The following is a 15,431-nucleotide window of genomic DNA, read 5'->3' on the forward strand; positions in this document are numbered from 1 at the left end:
TCACTCGCCTCGAGCACGCTCGCCGCCACCTGTCCTGATTCCCTCCCCGACCATGGGCCGGATACTCGTTTGAACGCTTCCCCTGAATTGCCGCCGTCCACAGATTTCTCTCCGCATAGGGCTGCCCCAACAGGGGTTTCCGGTCCGGCGTCAAAAGAAGTAGTGCGTTCCTCCAATCTTGTATGGTAGATGCATGCGCAACGCCCGTCCATGGGCAAGTTGCTGTATCCAGACTGGAGAAGACGAATGGCCAAGACCTACGCGATTGTGGGGACCGGGGGTCGCGCACGGATGTTCTATGAGGCCATCCTGGGTCCGCATCGCGAGCATTCCCGGCTCGTGGCCCTCTGCGACACCAATCAGGTCCGCATGGATTACACCAACCTGATCATATCAGAGGAACTGGCCGGGCTGCCCGTGCCCACCTACAAGGCCGCCGATTTCGCCATCATGCTGGCCGAAACCAGGCCAGACAAGGTCATCGTCACCTCGATCGACCGCACCCACCACAAATACATCATCGCCGCCCTCGAAGCCGGTTGCGACGTCATCACCGAAAAGCCGATGACCACCGATCCGGAAAAGTGCCAGGCCATTCTCGACGCGGTCGAGCGCACCGGCCGCTCCGTGCAGGTCACCTTCAACTACCGCTATGCCCCGCACAATTCGGCCCTGCGCGAGCTGATCGCCGAAGGCGCCATCGGTACCCCCACCTCGGTCCATTTCGAATGGCTGCTCGATACCCGCCACGGCGCTGACTATTTCCGCCGCTGGCACCGCGACAAGCGCAATAGCGGCGGCCTGATGGTGCACAAGTCGACCCACCATTTCGACCTCGTCAATTTCTGGCTCGGCAGCCAGCCCGACACGGTCTTTGCCATGGGTGACCTCAAGTTCTACGGCCGGGCCAACGCCGAGGAACGCGGCGTCTTTACCCCCTATACCCGCACCACCGGCGTCGAGGCGGCCAAGGACGACCACTTCGCCATCGACCTGACATCGAGCCCCGCCCAGAAGGGCCTCTATTGGGACGCCGAGAAGGAAGACGGCTACCAGCGCGACCAGAACGTGTTCGGCGATGGCATCTCCATCGAGGACACGATGAATGTCATGGTCCGCTACCGCAACAAGGCGGTCATGACCTATTCGCTGCATGCCTATGCACCCTGGGAAGGCTTCAACGTCGCCATCAACGGCACGGGCGGTCGTCTCGAACTCATGGTCCGTGAAACCTCCTACATCAATGCCGGTTCCACCTCGACTGCCGAAGGCGCGGCCAAGGGCGTCGACCTCTATCACTTCCCGCTGCATGGCGAATCGCGTGTCGTCCACGTCCCGGCAGGCGAAGGTGGCCATGGCGGCGGCGACAAGATCATGCTCGAGGAAATCTTCGGCAATGCCACGCCCAAGCCGGGCTATGGCGCCAATCACCGCGACGGGGCGCTGTCGATCCTCACCGGCATCGCCGCAAACCAGTCCTTCGCTACCGGCCTGCCGGTGGATGTGAAGACGCTGGTGAAGCTGTAAGGCCCAACAACCACCGGCGTTCCCTCGGGCTTGACCCGGGGGCCACCGCCCAGAACGGCACAAGCGGCGTGAGCCCTCGGATCAGGTCCGAGGGAACGCCGGCCATGCATGCACCACCCGGAAGGAAGTCCCACTGCCTGAACGGCACCGTGGCGGTCAGCCCACTGCCGCCAGCACCACTGCGCGTCGCTTACTGGCTGAACGGCACGGATGCGGTCAGCACCTCGCCCGAATTGTTGAACTCCACCTCGAAATCGACGGTGATATCGCCGTCGGCCAGCAGGATGCGCGAGCCGATGCGCACGTCGCTGCCGGCGCGATCCTTCTGCCGTTCCTGGAGATCGAAGCTGATCTGGCCCTGCCGCTGCTGGCCGATGGCCAGGCCCGTGAACCCGGCATTGGAGCTCATCGCCGCCTCATAGCGCTTGGCCTCGGCATTGTAGGCGATGGTGCCGCTGATCGAGAGCGTCGCATTCACCAGCGCGCAACGGCCAGTATAGTTGACCTTGCCGGCATTGCCCTGGGCTATGGCGAGCCGGCAGCGGAACGGCTCTGGCTCATCGCCCCCCACCAGCGCGCCTTCGCCCCGCCAATTGCCGATATAGGATCGCAGCAATGCCAGCTCGTCCCCCGCCGCCTGTGCCGACGGCGACGTCACGTTCGCCAACGACATCGACACCAGCGCGATGCCAACCCTCAACCACTTGTTCATGCGCAAAAGCCCCTCTAGCCCCATGGTGACATCAGATTCTGTTTAAGTCAGCCAGTGCAGACATATCGAAGGCAATAAAAATCTGACACATCTGACGGTGTTGTTACGATTTCGCTACCGACTGACGGATAGAAATCATGTTTGCCAGCTCCGTCGCGATCAAATCGACGCTGGCACAAGCGCCGGAACCCGGAATGGTTGCCAAGCTCTCCCCAGGCAGCCGACGCGGTCCCGACGCCAGGGGGAACGGTTCTGGTGACTACTACTGCTGATGCGCCGATCATTGCGGCAAGCGACGTTGACTATCGTCTGGACGTTGCGGGCAAGCCGCTGCACATCCTCAAGCGCGTGTCGCTGCGCGTCGCACCATCGGAAGTGGTTGCCATTGTCGGCCCTTCGGGCAGCGGCAAGACCTCCCTTCTGATGCTGCTGGCCGGTCTCGAGCGCGCCACATCCGGCCAGGTCATCGTCAACAGCGCCGATCTGGGCGCGCTGGACGAAGATGATCTGGCCCGCTTCCGCCGCCGCACGCTGGGCATCGTGTTCCAGAGCTTCCACCTCATTCCCTCGCTGACCGCCCATGATAATGTCGGCCTCGCGCTCGAAATAGCCGCCCCCGATCTCACCCTGTCACAAATCCGCGACAAGGCCGCCGCCGCGCTCACCGCCGTCGGTCTGGGCGACCGGCTCCATCATCGCCCCTCGGCCCTTTCGGGCGGCGAGCAGCAGCGCGTCGGCCTCGCCCGCGCCATGGTCGCCAATCCGCCTCTGCTGCTGGCCGACGAGCCCACCGGCAATCTCGACCAGGAGACCGGCGCCATCGTCGTCAACCTGATGTTCGATCTTGCGCGTAAGCAGGGTACCGCCGTGGTCCTGATCACCCACGATCCGCTGCTGGCCGCCCGCGCCGATCGCGTCTTCACCATGATGGCAGGCGAACTGACCGAAACCACGGTGGCCCGCTGATGCACGCCGTCTGGAGCGCCATCCGCATCGGCCTGCTCGACATGCGCGGCGATCTGCGCCGCTTCGTGCTGCTGGTGGTCTGCCTTGCCGTCGGCACGGCGCTGATCTCGGGCGTCAATTCCGTGGGCGCCAGCATTACTCGCGCCATCGATGACGGCGCCGCCGAGCTGATGGGCGGCGATGTCGAGCTGTCCCGCGCCGATCGCCTCGCCACATCGGACGAGCGCGCCACCATGGACACGTTCGGCGCCGTCTCGACCATCGTCGACACCAACCTGCGCGCTGAATCCGCCAGCGGCGATGCCTTCGTCGATCTCACCGCCGTCGGCCCCACCTATCCACTGCTCGGCCAGGTCCTGAGCCCGCAATTGCCATCAGGCCAGTCGGTCCACCAGTTCCTGGCGCCAACCGACGATATCCATGGCGCGCTGATCGATCCGGTGCTGCTCGATCAGCTCGGCCTCGCCATCGGCGACAGCTTCAGCCTGGGTGGCACCGAGTTCCAGGTTCGCGGCACGCTGACCAAGCTGCCCGATGGCCCGGTGCGCGGCTTCCGCCTCGGGCTCACTGCCGTCGTCACCGATGCCGGTTTCGCTGGCGTCTCCGACCGCACTTCGCCTCTGCCGGGCCTGGGCACCTGGTACCGCTACAAGCTGCTGCTCAACGATCGCGACGCCGAGGCCGGCAAGACCTCCCTTGAAGCCGCCTTTGCCGATAGCGGCTGGACAGTGCGCTCCGCCCGCGATGGCCTGGGCCAGATGGTGCGCTACTATGACCTGTTCATGCGCTTCCTGGTCATCGTCGGCCTCGGTTCGCTGCTGATTGGCGGCGTCAGCGTCTGGACCGGCATGCAGGCCTATATCGCCGAGCGCGCCAGCGTCATCGCCATCCTGCGCTCCATGGGCGCCACCCGCTCGCGTATCTTCATCCACTTCTTCGCCCAGGTCGCCGCCCTCGCCGCCGTCGGCGTCGGCATTGGCCTCCTCATTGGCGGCGGCGCCGCCTTTGCCGTCCTGCCCGTCATCGGCCGCGCCGTCGGCATCGATCTGGCCGCCACGCTGCACGCGCAAGCCCTGCTGGTCGCCGCCGCCGCCGGCCTCGTCACCGCCTTCGCCTTTGCCTATCTGCCGCTGCAACAGGCCCAGGCCGTCCGCCCGGTGCTGCTGTTCCGCTCCAAGGGCCTGGGCGCCGCGCCGATCGACTGGCGCGCGCTCCTGTTCTCCTGGCAGGTCCTGCCGCTTGCCGCCGCCGCCATCGCCTTCTTCGTCCTCGCCTGGCTGATGACGGGTGATGCCATGCTGGTGGCGGCCTTCGGCCTTGCCAGCGCCGCCTCTGCCATCCTGTTCGAGCTGTTCATCCGCGCCATCCAGTTTGGCCTGGCTCGCCTGCCCGAGCCTCGCGCCCGCATTCCCCGCCATGCCCTGCGCGCCATTTCCGGCTCCGGCCAGAATGCGGCTTCGGTGGTCGTCTCGGCCGGGATGGCCCTGGCCATGCTCATCGTCGTGCTGGTCCTCCAGACCAACCTGCGCCAGGAATTCCTCGGCGCCTCCGCCTTTGACGTGCCGACCCTGGTCGCCTCCGACCTCTTCCCCGACGAAGTGGACTCCCTCGCCGCCATTGCCGGGTCGGGCACCGACATTCCCCGCTTCGTCGCCACCCCCATGCTGCGCGGCGCGCTGACCGAAATTGCCGGCCAGCCGGCCGCCAGCGTCCGCACCCGCGGCCCCGAGGCGACGTTCCTCCTGGCCGGCGAAGTGCCGCTCACCTATCGCAGCCAGCTCCCCGCCTCCTCGCGCATCACCTCCGGGGAATGGTGGCCGGCCGATCATACCGGCCCGGCTCTGGTATCCCTTCATCAAAGCCTGCGCTCCGGCCTAGGCGTCGATCTGGGCGATACGCTCACCTTCTCCATTTTCGGCGAACCCATCACCGCCACCATAACCAGCTTCCGCGATTATTCCTGGCAGGGCGGCATCGACTTCCTCGCCACCTTCTCGCCCGGCGTGATCGACGCCTATCCCACCACGCTCTTTGCCGCCGTCACCGCCCTGCCCGGCCGCGAGGAGGCCGTCGAGCGCCGGCTCGCCGCCGATTTCCCCGATATCCGCTTCATCGAAATCGGCGACACGCTCAAGCAGATCACCGATGCGCTGAGCCAGCTCTCCTTTGCCGCGGTGCTGGTGGGCGGACTTGCCGTGGGCAATGGCCTGCTCGTCCTCGTGGGCAGCCTCGCCACCGGGCGCCGCCAGCGCGAAGCCGATACCGTCATCACCAAGGTGCTGGGCGCCACCCGCCTCGAGCTGATGGCCACCGCCTTCATGCAATATCTTGTCCTGGCCACCTTCGCTGCCCTGCCTGCGATTCTGCTGGGCATCGGCCTGGGCTGGGTGGTCAGCATGCTCATGCTCAATGTCGATTTCACCGTCAACACCGACGCCCTCGCCGTCGTCCTGCTGGTCGCCATAGCCATCACCGCCACCCTGGGCGCCATGACCATCCTGCGCGCCGCCTCGGCACGACCGGCGCGGTTGTTGCGGGATTTGTAGCCCCCGAAGGAAGAACACCCCACCTAACCTCCCCCTGAAAAAGGGGGAGGAACAGATCGAGCGTTCGACAGCATCTCGCCCCAACCACCGCGCGGATTCCTCCCCCTATCAGGGGGAGGCTGGGAGGGGTATCCGACAAAGACTCGCCTTCGTCTCCTGTGACTTCCCCCACCACGATTCCCCGAATCGCCCGCGCCGGTGCTAAGTCTGCTCGCCAGTTCCAGACCTGCGTGATGCCCGATTGACCGGGATCGCCCCCGGAGACCAGATGAAGGTAGCAATCGACATGGGCATGAGCGGCGGCACGACGCCCGCCACGCTCGATCTCGAGGAATTGCTGGCCACCCGTCTGCTCGTCCAGGGCAATTCCGGCTCCGGAAAATCGCACCTGCTGCGCCGCCTGCTCGAGCAATCCGCCCCCTGGGTGCAGCAATGCATCATCGATCCCGAGGGCGATTTCACCACCCTGAGCGAGCGCTACGGCCACACCGTGGTCGATGCTGACAGGACCGAAGCCGAGCTCACCCGCATCGCTGCCCGCGTCCGCCAGCACCGCGTCTCGGTCGTGCTCAATCTCGAAGGCCTCGATGTCGAGCAGCAGATGCGCGCCGCCGCCGCTTTCCTCGGCGGCATGTTCGATGCCGAGCGCGACCACTGGTATCCCGTGCTCGTCGTTGTCGACGAAGCCCAGCTTTTCGCTCCCGCGGTCGCCGGCGAAGTCAGCGACGAAGCCCGCAAGCTCTCGCTTGGCGCCATGACCAACCTGATGTGCCGCGGCCGCAAGCGAGGCCTCGCCGGCGTGATCGCCACCCAGCGCCTCGCCAAGCTGGCGAAAAACGTCGCCGCCGAAGCGTCCAACTTCCTGATGGGCCGCACCTTCCTCGATATCGACATGGCCCGCGCTGCCGATCTCCTGGGCATGGAAAAGCGCCAGGCCGAGCAGTTCCGCGACCTTGCCCGCGGCCATTTCGTCGCCCTGGGTCCCGCCATTTCCCGCCGGCCGCTGCCGGTGACCATCGGCCATGTCGAGACCTCGGCTCGCTCCACCAGCCCCAAGCTGACCCCATTGCCCGAAGCGCCGGTCGACGCCGCCGACCTCATCTTCACCGCCTCCGCCGAAGAGCAGGCCCGCCCGGTTGTCAGGCGCCCCGCGCCGCCGCCACCGCCCTCGACCAATGAACTGCTGGCCCAGCTCTCCCGCGCCCGACCGCCGGCCGAAGAAGCCCCGCAGACCCTGTTTCCCGAGATTGACCAGGCCGAGCGCGACGCCCAGATTGACGCCATCATGGCTGAACTGCTCGGCGACCCCGATGCCAGCTTCCGCACCGTCGCCGTGCTCTATCAGGATTTTCTCGTCCGCTGTCGCATCCGCCGCGTCCCGGGCGAGCCGCCGGCTTTGCCCGCCTTCAAGCGCCGCCTTGCCGTCGCCCGCGTCGCCCCCGACCGCGAAGTCGCTCAGTCCGACGGTTGGCAGCAGGCTTTGGCGCTGTCCGAAACCCTCACCGACGACGTCCAGGGCGTCTTCCTCGTCCTGGCGCAAGCCGCGCTCACCAGCGCCCCCTGCCCCTCCGACGCGACCCTCGCCCGCCTCTACGGCACCCATTCCGCCAGCCGCGCCCGGCGCCTTTTGACCTGGTTCGAAGAACGCGGCCTGCTCGTGGTCCGCCTCGACTTCCGCAACAACCGCGTCGTCGCCTTCCCCGATCTCGGCGCCGAAACGGCTCCGGGTGACCCCAACGGCCCCGACGCCATGATCGACGAGCGCGGCGCGGCGGAGTGATCCCTCTACGACCTCACCCACCCACAGGTCGTCACCCTCTGGCTTGACCCGAGGGCGCTTCACTTGACGGCCAAAAAAAACACCCCCGGGCCTGGGCCCGGGGGTGACGCCGTGGTCGAACCGAAGGGGAGGGACACCCTCAGTCCTCCTCGACAAACACCTCGTTGCGCTTCTTCCGAATGCTCGGCAGCACCGCCACGATCACCGCCAGCAGCGCCATGCCCAGCAGCGTCGCCGAGATGGGTCGTTCGACAAAGATCATCGGATCGCCGCGCGAAATGATCATCGCCCGGCGCAAATGCTCTTCCAGCAGCGGCCCGAGCACGAAGCCGAGCAGCAGCGGCGCCGGCTCGCAGCCGAACCGGATCAGCAGGTAGCCAACGATGCCGAAGAAGGCGATGGCATAGATGTCGTAGATATTCTGGTTGATCGAGAACGTGCCGATGCAGGCGAACAGCACAATGGCCGGGAACAGCACCCGATAGGGAATGGTCAGCATCTTCACCCACAGCCCGATCAGCGGCAGGTTGAGGATGACCAGCAGCAGGTTGCCGATCCACATCGAGGCGATGATGCCCCAGAACAGCGCTGGCTCTTCATTGATGACATTGGGGCCGGGCGTGATGCCCTGCAGGATGAACGCCCCGATCATCAGCGCCATCACCGGATGGGCCGGGATGCCCAGCGTCATCAGTGGGATGAAGCTGGTCTGCGCCGCCGCATTATTGGCCGATTCCGGCCCGGCCACGCCCTCGATGGCGCCCTTGCCGAATTCCTCCGGCGTCTTGGACAGGCGCTTTTCCGCCGAGTAGGAGGCAAAGGACGAGAGGATATGTCCCCCGCCCGGCAGCACGCCGAGCACCGAGCCCAGCGCGGTGCCGCGCAGCACCGGACCGACGATGCGCCTGATGTCGTCCTTGGTCAGCCAGAGATTGGTCACCGCCTTGACGCCGACCTCGCGCTCCTTCTCGTTTTCGAGATTGCGCAGGATTTCCGCCACGCCGAAGACACCCACGGCCACAGCCACGAAATTCAGCCCCCCGAACAGCTCCCGCACCCCGAAGGTGAAGCGCGGTGTGCCGGTATAGATATCCTGGCCCACCATGCCCAGCAGCAGCCCCAGCACGATCATGGCCAGCGCCTTGAGGATCGAGCCATGCGCCAGGGCAATCGAAACCAGCAGGCCCAGCACGATCAGCGAGAAATATTCCGGCGCCCCGAAATTGAGCGCCGCCCGCGCCAGGGGCGGCGCGAAGAAGGCCAGCAGCAGCGTCGCAACCGTCCCGGCAAAGAACGAGCCGATGGCCGCCGTGGCCAAAGCAGCGCCCGCCCTGCCCTTTCGCGCCATCTGATAGCCGTCGATCGCCGTCACCGCCGATGAGCTCTCCCCCGGCAGGTTGATCAGGATCGCCGTGGTCGAGCCACCATACTGGGCGCCGTAATAGATACCCGCCAGCATGATCAGCGACGTCTCAGGCCCCAGCGTGAAGGTGATGGGCAGCAGCATGGCGATGGTCGCCGTCGGGCCGATGCCCGGCAGCACGCCCACCAGCGTGCCCAGCAGCACGCCGATGAAGCAGTAGAGGATGTTGATGGGATCGAGGGCAACCGAGAAGCCCAGGGCAAGCGAGGATATCAGGTCCATCTGGTTTCTCCCGGCCTAGAATCGCAGCCACGGCCCAAACAAGGGCAATTGCAGCCCCAGCCCGACCTTGAATATCAGCAGGCACAGCACGCAGAGCCCCGCACTGACGACCAGCGCGGCAAGCAGCGAGTTGCGGCTGCTCGACAAGGCTGTCGCAAAGCCCGCAATCAGCACCACCGGAATGAAACCCAGCCCGCGTATCGTTGCGGCAAAGAACAGGATCGTGCCCAGCACCAGGGCAATGCCGCGCCATGGCCATGCCGGCGCCGCCTCCGCATCCGGCTTGCCGATGCCGGTGGCCGCAACAGCCACCCCCAGCGCCACCAGCACACCACCCAGCACGACGGGCATGAAGCCCGGCCCCATGCGGAACGGCGTACCGAAATCGTATTTCAGGCCTTCGAGCGCGAAATAGCCGCCCAGGGCGACGAACAGTGCCCCCGAGGCAAGGTCGTTCCGTGATGCATTGAGTGCCATTATTCCCTCTCCCTATGGCAACCCCCGGCCCATCGGGCCGGGGGGGCTTTGGCCGTTATCGGCTCTGTGGCTTACTGTGCCGCAATGCCCGCATCGGCGATCACCGCAGCCCAAAGGGCGGTCTGGCCTTCAAGCTTCTGCGCCAGGGCAGCCGGCGTGGCCTGGCTGGCCGGCACCGGATAGGTGCCCAGCTCGGCAAAGCTGTTGCCCACCGTCTCATCGGCTAGGGCCTTCTGCAGCGAGGCCGACAGGCGGTCGATGATGGCCTGGTCGGTCCCGGCAGGAGCGTAGAGCCCATGCCAGATGGCCAGCTCGAAATTCTCGACGCCGCCCTCGGCCATGGTCGGCACCTCCGGCAGCACGGCGATGCGCTCGGGCGTGGTCACGGCATAAGCCTTGATCTCGCCCGCCAGGATCTGGCTGGTCGTATTGGTGGTCTGGTCGCACATCATGTCGATCTGGCCACCCAGCAGGTCGGTCATGGCCGGGCCGGTACCCTGATAAGGCACCTCGGTCATCTTGGTGTCGAGTGCATTCATGAACAGCATGCCACAAAGCTGGCTTGCCGCGCCGATGCCGGCATTGGCATAGGTGACGTCTTCGCCATTCGCCTTGACGTGGGCGATGAGGTCCTCAAGCGAAGCCGGCTCGAAATCCTTGCGCGCCACGATGGTCATCGGCACTTCGGTGACCAGCCCGATCGGGGCAAAATCGGTCATCGGGTCATAAGGCAGGCTGGCATAGAGCGCCGGAGCGGTCGACATGCCGATATGGTGCAGCAGCAGCGTATAGCCATCATTGGCGGCAGCGGCCACCTGGCCGGCACCCAGCGTACCGCCGGCGCCGCCGACATTCTGCACCACAACCTGCTGGCCAAGGTCTTCGCTCATGGCCGCGGCAACCAGGCGCGTCACCGTGTCGGTGGGTCCGCCGGCCGAGAACGGCACAACAATGGTCACAGGCTGGTTCGGATAGTCCTGTGCCATGACGGTTACGGCACTCAGCGCCGAGCCGGCAACAAAGCTCGCAGCCAGAATCTTGACGATGGTCTTCATAGAGTTGTCCTCCCATTGGTTTTGATCCCGGCATTCCTCCCCGGGGGTCGGTCTCAGCAATGCAAGCCGTGTGCCACGCGCCAAGCGCAAGGCTGATATGCTTTTTCCTTGATCGCATCGGCCAAACCGGCAAGAACTTGCTTAGCTTCGGCCGGATTATCGGCAATTTCTTGCCGATCGCCGAGTGGAAACACGCCAGTGAGCCTTCGATCCACATTGCGGAACTGGTTTGGTCGCCGCCACTTGGGCTTCGGCGCCATGGGACTGGCGGCGGTCGCGGTGATCGCATGGGTCGCCTTCGAGACCACCCTCAACGCAACGGTCCACGATTCCCGCGAGCAGGCCCAGCGTCGCCTCGCCCTGTTCGAACGCACGCTGGAAGCCATCATCGAGCGCTTCCATTACCTCCCCGTCGCCATCTCCCAGGCCCCCGAGACCCGTGCGGCGCTGGCCGATCCAGACAATCCGGCCGCCGTCGAGGCGGCCAATGGCTTTCTCTCCAAGCTCAACGAGACCGCCGGAGCGGGCGAGATCTTTCTCATGGAGACCAATGGCGCCGTGGTCGCGGCCAGCAATTGGTGGACCCTCACCAGCCTGGTCGGCACCAATTATTCCTTCCGCCCCTATTTTGCCGAGGCCCTGCGGCTTGGCCGCGCCGAATACTATGCCTTCGGCATTTCCACCAACGTGCCGGGCTACTTCCTCTCCCAGCGTGTCGACGGCCCCGACGGCCCCCTGGGCGTGGCCGTCACCAAGATCAATCTGGGCGAGATCGAGGCTGCCTGGTGGCGCTCGGGCGAACTCATCGGCATTGTCGACGTCAATGACGTGGTGATCCTGTCCACCCGCCCCGATTGGCGCTACCGCCCGCTCCAGACCATTTCCCGCGCCCGGATCGAGGGCATTTCGAGCCAGCAGCGCTACGGGGAAAATGGCGTCGACAATTCCGGCATCATCACCGAGCGCTGGTTTTCGCGTGGGGCGGAATTCGCCCTGCTATCAGGCAACGATCCGGAAACCTCGGGCTATTTCATCATGCAGGAACTGCGCCTGCCCAAGCATGGCTGGCAGTTGATCGCCTTCACCCCCCTTGCCCCGCTCTATGGCGGCGCCTGGACCGCCGCCGCTGCCGCCGGCCTCGGCGCCGCTGCGCTGCTGCTGATCGTCGTGCTGCTCGTCCAGCGCCGCCGCATCATTGCCCAGCGCCTCGCCGATCACGAACGCCTGGAACAGCGCGTCGTCGAGCGCACCGAAGATTTGCACATCGCCAACGCGGCTTTGCGCGAGGAAATCGCCGATCGCATTCGCGCCGAGAACGCCCAGCGCGAAGCACAGGCCGGGCTGGTGCAGGCCGCCAAGATGGCCAGCCTGGGCCAGGCGCTTGCCGGCGTCGCCCATGAGGTGAGCCAGCCCGTCGCCGCGCTGACCACCCATATTGCCAGTGCCCGCCTCGTCGCCGCGCAGAAGCAGGATGCCGATATCGGCCAGATCCTCTCCACCATGGACAAGGTGGTCGATCGCCTTGCCGCTCTCACCGGCCACCTCAAGACCTTTGCCCGCAAGGAAACCCGCATCGAGACGCAGGCCGACCTGGGCGCCGTTCTCGCCAATGCACTTGACCTGGTCGATCACAAGCTGCGGGCCTTCGGCATCGACGTCGAATATACCCGCTACCGCGGCCACCTGCAGGTCACCGGCAATCCGGTCCACCTCGAACAGGTCTTCATCAACCTCATCGCCAATGCCGCCGACGCCATGGAGCACACCGCCATCCGCGTCCTGTCCATCGGCATCCGCGTCGATGGCCGCAACGTCGAGATCGCCGTCTCCGATACCGGCTCGGGCATTCCCGAGGGGGAACTGGCCAACCTGTTCGACCCCTTCTATTCCACCAAGGAAGCCGGCCGCGGCCTCGGCCTGGGCCTCTCCATCTCCTATGGGCTGGTCCGCGACATCGGCGGCGCCATCACCGTCGCCAGCACGCCCGGTCAAGGCAGCACCTTCACCGTAAGGCTGCCGGTGGTCTTCTCGAATCACGGAGAGGCAGCGGCTCAATAATGGACCACCGAACTTTTCTCGAAATGGACTGGCCAGAATGACCAACCCCGCCATCCTCATCGTTGACGACGAAGAAATGGTGCGCACTGCGCTCGAGCAGTGGCTGCGCCTCTCCGGCTTCGATACCCATGTCGCCAGCAGCGCCACCGAAGCCTTGCGCCTGCTTGATGACATCCACCCGGACGTCATCCTCACCGATGTGCGCATGCCGGGCCTCTCCGGCCTCGACCTGCTGCGCACGGTGCGCGAGCGCGCTCTAGCCGCCGAAGTCATCCTGATCACCGGCCATGGCGACGTGCCCATGGCCGTCGAAGCCATGCGCGCTGGCGCCTTCGATTTCCTGCAAAAGCCCTATGTCCCCGACCAGTTGGTCAAGACGCTGCGCCGGGCCGCCGAGCAGACCGGGCTCAAGCGCGAAGTCGCTGAACTGCGCCGCAAGCTGGATGGCGGCGAGACTGAACTGGCCACCAGGCTGATCGGCTCGTCCCGGGTCATGGAAGACGTACGCAGCGCCGTGCGCGAACTGGCCACCATTCCCGCCGATGTCATCATCCTCGGCGAGACCGGCACCGGCAAGGAAGTCGTGGCCCGCTGCCTCCACGACTTCTCCTCCCGCGCCAAAGGCCCCTTTGTCGCCGTCAACTGCGCCGCCATTCCTGCCGAGTTGATCGAATCCGAACTCTTCGGCCATGAGGCCGGCGCCTTTACCAGCGCCCGCGACAAGCGCATCGGCAAGTTCGAATTCGCCAATGGCGGCACGCTGCTGCTCGATGAGATCGAATCTATGCCCATGCTGGCCCAGGCCAAGGTCCTGCGCGTCATCCAGGAGCGCATGGTCGAGCGCGTCGGCTCCAACCGCCAGATCCCTCTTGATATCCGCATCGTCGCCGCCTCCAAGGTCGACCTGGCCGCCGAAAGCGAAGCCGGCCGCTTCCGCGCCGATCTCTACTACCGGCTCAACATGGCCACCATCCACCTGGCGCCGCTGCGCGATCGCGGCGAGGACAGCGTGCTGCTCTTCCACCATTTCCTCGGCCTCGCTGCGCAGCGCTTCAACAAGCCGGCGCCCCAGTTGCACCCGGCCGACATCAATGCCCTGCTGGTCCACACTTGGCCCGGCAATGTCCGCGAGCTCAAGGCCGCCGCCGACCGCTTCGCCCTCGGCCTCGACGCCACCGGCCGCTCGCTCGACACTATCCTGGGGCCAAAGGCCGCCAAGCCGATATCCTCCACCGCCAGCCTCGCCGACCGCCTCGCCGCCTACGAACGCCACGTCATCGAGACCGAGCTGGCCCGGAACGGCGATTCCATCGCCGCGGTCGTGGATGCCCTGCAGGTGCCGAGACGGACGCTGAGTGAGAAGATGGCCAGGTTGGGGGTTCGTCGATAACGCCCACCCGCCGCGTCACCCGCCATCTTGCGGGGAGAGTAGCGGCGCTCGGCCCGTTCGGCCCGTAGCAGGCTAGGGTGGGGGATGAGAGCCCCGATATCCAGGCTAGACTCTCCCGCACCCTTGATCCCTCCCCTCAAGGGGAGAGAGTCGACTGATATATCTCAGCCCACCAGTTCCGCCCTGAAGCTGTACCGTCCGCTCGCCCCCGGCCCTAGCACCTCGACATAGGGCCGCTCGTCGAGCGCGTCGTTCTCGCCCACCTCGGCCGCCGTGCCGTGCCAGGGCTCCAGGCACACGAAGGGCGCGCCGGGCTTCGACCAGATGGCCAGGTTCGGCAGATTTTCCCAAGTGAACCGGATCGCCCGATCCCCGGCAGCATAGGTCAGCCCGGCCCCCGCGCCTTCGGGGAACAGCATGGCGTCGGCCTCGAAGAGATCGTGGCTCAGCGTCATCACGCCCGCCTGGAACGGCGAGGGTAGCGCAAACGGCGCCACCAGCCCGCCCGACAGGCGCACCAGCACCGGCGTTCCGCCATTATCAAGCGTCACCCGATGCTCCAGCCCTGCGCAGCCGGGCAGCGGCCATACGAAGGCCGGGTGAAACCCGATCCCGTACGGCATCGGCCGATGGTCGCGATTGCTCACCTCCGCCGTCACCACCACGGCCCGTCCTTCAACCCGATGCTCCAGCGCCAGCACGAAGTCGAACGGATACATTCCCTTGCTGGCCTCACCGGCCACCAGTTCGAAGCGGCAGAAATCGGACCCGCTATCGACCAGCGCAAATTCGCTGCGCCGCGCAAAGCCGTGCTGAGCCATCCAATAGCGCTGCCCCTCGATGCTCACCTGGTCATTGGGTGACTTGCCCACCATCGGAAACAGCACCGGCGACCGCCCGCCCCAGAATGCTGCATCGCCATGCCAGAGCCATGAACGTCCATCGCTGGTCACGATCGACTGCATCTCCGATCCCAGCGGGGAGACTTCGACGGTCAAATGCGCATTGGCGATACGAATGTTGCTCATGCAAAACTCCCAATGGGCTCCACCCTAATGCAGCCGGATCGCACCTGGCACCACCCGCAACGCAATCTTGGTGCACTTTTCCCTTCTCCCCATGCGGATAATGCGCCCTTGCGGGGCGAATGCGGGATCTGCGCAAGTAGTGGCGATCTCGCCCACCCCCCGGGCGGCACCTCCCCTGATGGGAGAGGCTGGGAGGGTATTTCGGGAGCCCCGATATCGGCACCGGTCAAACCTCAGGCTTGACCCC

General features: G+C 65.7%; 11 protein-coding genes. 6 read left to right on the forward strand and 5 right to left on the reverse strand.

Going from position 1 to position 15,431, the window contains the following annotated elements; all coding sequences use genetic code 11:
* The first annotated feature begins 246 nt into the window (after positions 1-246).
* Entirely contained in the window at positions 247-1,527 is a 1,281-nt protein-coding gene (locus IH615_RS19225; protein WP_291364474.1) for a Gfo/Idh/MocA family oxidoreductase, read from the forward strand.
* A gap of 190 nt (positions 1,528-1,717) precedes the next feature.
* On the opposite strand, the gene IH615_RS19230 is transcribed toward IH615_RS19225, so the two are convergent.
* On the reverse strand, positions 1,718-2,239 hold the full coding sequence (locus IH615_RS19230; RefSeq protein ID WP_291364476.1) for a heme-binding beta-barrel domain-containing protein: 522 nt from the start codon (positions 2,237-2,239) through the stop codon (positions 1,718-1,720).
* Positions 2,240-2,494: 255 nt separating this feature from the next.
* Here IH615_RS19230 and IH615_RS19235 point away from each other — a divergent pair, with 255 nt between their 5' ends.
* The 3 genes from IH615_RS19235 (at position 2,495) to IH615_RS19245 (ending at position 7,531) form a co-directional block, all read left to right on the forward strand.
* Positions 2,495-3,205, forward strand: coding sequence for an ABC transporter ATP-binding protein (locus IH615_RS19235; protein ID WP_291364478.1), 711 nt, complete (start codon positions 2,495-2,497; stop codon positions 3,203-3,205).
* Positions 3,205-5,751 (forward strand): FtsX-like permease family protein, encoded by a 2,547-nt coding sequence (locus IH615_RS19240; RefSeq protein ID WP_291364480.1) that lies wholly within the window; start codon positions 3,205-3,207, stop codon positions 5,749-5,751. The genes IH615_RS19235 and IH615_RS19240 overlap by 1 nt, the downstream gene beginning before the upstream one ends.
* 268 nt (positions 5,752-6,019) lie before the next feature.
* On the forward strand, positions 6,020-7,531 hold the full coding sequence (locus IH615_RS19245) for an ATP-binding protein (RefSeq protein ID WP_291364482.1): 1,512 nt from the start codon (positions 6,020-6,022) through the stop codon (positions 7,529-7,531).
* Positions 7,532-7,670: 139 nt separating this feature from the next.
* On the opposite strand, the gene IH615_RS19250 is transcribed toward IH615_RS19245, so the two are convergent.
* The 3 genes from IH615_RS19250 to IH615_RS19260 all read right to left on the reverse strand — a co-directional run bounded on the left by IH615_RS19250 (position 7,671) and on the right by IH615_RS19260 (position 10,708).
* The gene (locus IH615_RS19250; protein ID WP_291364484.1) at positions 7,671-9,176 is read right to left on the reverse strand and encodes a tripartite tricarboxylate transporter permease; all 1,506 of its coding nucleotides are present in this window, start codon (positions 9,174-9,176) and stop codon (positions 7,671-7,673) included.
* Between the two features lie 15 nt (positions 9,177-9,191).
* Complete coding sequence (locus tag IH615_RS19255) at positions 9,192-9,653, reverse strand: tripartite tricarboxylate transporter TctB family protein (protein ID WP_291364486.1); 462 nt, start codon at positions 9,651-9,653, stop codon at positions 9,192-9,194.
* A gap of 71 nt (positions 9,654-9,724) precedes the next feature.
* The gene (locus IH615_RS19260; protein ID WP_291364488.1) at positions 9,725-10,708 is read right to left on the reverse strand and encodes a tripartite tricarboxylate transporter substrate-binding protein; all 984 of its coding nucleotides are present in this window, start codon (positions 10,706-10,708) and stop codon (positions 9,725-9,727) included.
* A gap of 198 nt (positions 10,709-10,906) precedes the next feature.
* Here IH615_RS19260 and IH615_RS19265 point away from each other — a divergent pair, with 198 nt between their 5' ends.
* Both IH615_RS19265 and IH615_RS19270 read left to right on the forward strand, forming a co-directional pair.
* Positions 10,907-12,766, forward strand: coding sequence for an ATP-binding protein (locus tag IH615_RS19265; RefSeq protein WP_291364490.1), 1,860 nt, complete (start codon positions 10,907-10,909; stop codon positions 12,764-12,766).
* Between the two features lie 37 nt (positions 12,767-12,803).
* Positions 12,804-14,156, forward strand: a complete 1,353-nt coding sequence (locus IH615_RS19270; protein ID WP_291364492.1) for a sigma-54 dependent transcriptional regulator — start codon at positions 12,804-12,806, stop codon at positions 14,154-14,156.
* A gap of 164 nt (positions 14,157-14,320) precedes the next feature.
* Here the strand turns inward: IH615_RS19270 and IH615_RS19275 are convergent, their stop codons facing one another.
* A complete protein-coding gene (locus tag IH615_RS19275) occupies positions 14,321-15,184 on the reverse strand; it encodes an aldose 1-epimerase family protein (protein ID WP_291364494.1) in 864 nt (287 codons plus the stop codon).
* Positions 15,185-15,431 lie beyond the last annotated feature (247 nt).

Source organism: Devosia sp., from assembly GCF_014860165.1.
Lineage (GTDB): Bacteria > Pseudomonadota > Alphaproteobacteria > Rhizobiales > Devosiaceae > Devosia.